Raw genomic sequence first — 322 nt, forward strand, 5'->3', positions numbered from 1 at the left:
GGATGATGCCCGCCGAGATGGAGATCCGCGGCGAGGTCTTCATTCCCTCCAAGGAGTTCGCGCGCCTGAACGCAACCATGGTGGAAGCAGGCAAGGCGCCCTTCGCCAATCCGCGCAACGCCGCGGCGGGGTCCCTGCGGCAGAAGGACCCCGAAGTCACCGCGCAGCGTCCGCTGAGCATGTACGTGCACGGGATTGGCGCCCGGGAGGGCTTGAGCGCTGCCAGCCAGTCGGAAACCTATGACCTGCTCAAGCAGTGGGGCCTGCCCACGTCGCCGTACTACAAAGTCCTGGACTCCTATGAAGAAGTCCTGGAGTTCAT

At 64.3% G+C, this 322-nt stretch carries 1 pseudogene; it reads left to right on the plus strand.

The window, feature by feature from the left end:
• Window positions 1–322 (plus strand): annotated as a pseudogene (locus SB754_RS19640) (NAD-dependent DNA ligase LigA); the annotation flags it as partial.

The organism is Leifsonia sp. SIMBA_070, from assembly GCF_046534635.1.
In the GTDB taxonomy this organism is placed as follows: domain Bacteria; phylum Actinomycetota; class Actinomycetes; order Actinomycetales; family Microbacteriaceae; genus Leifsonia.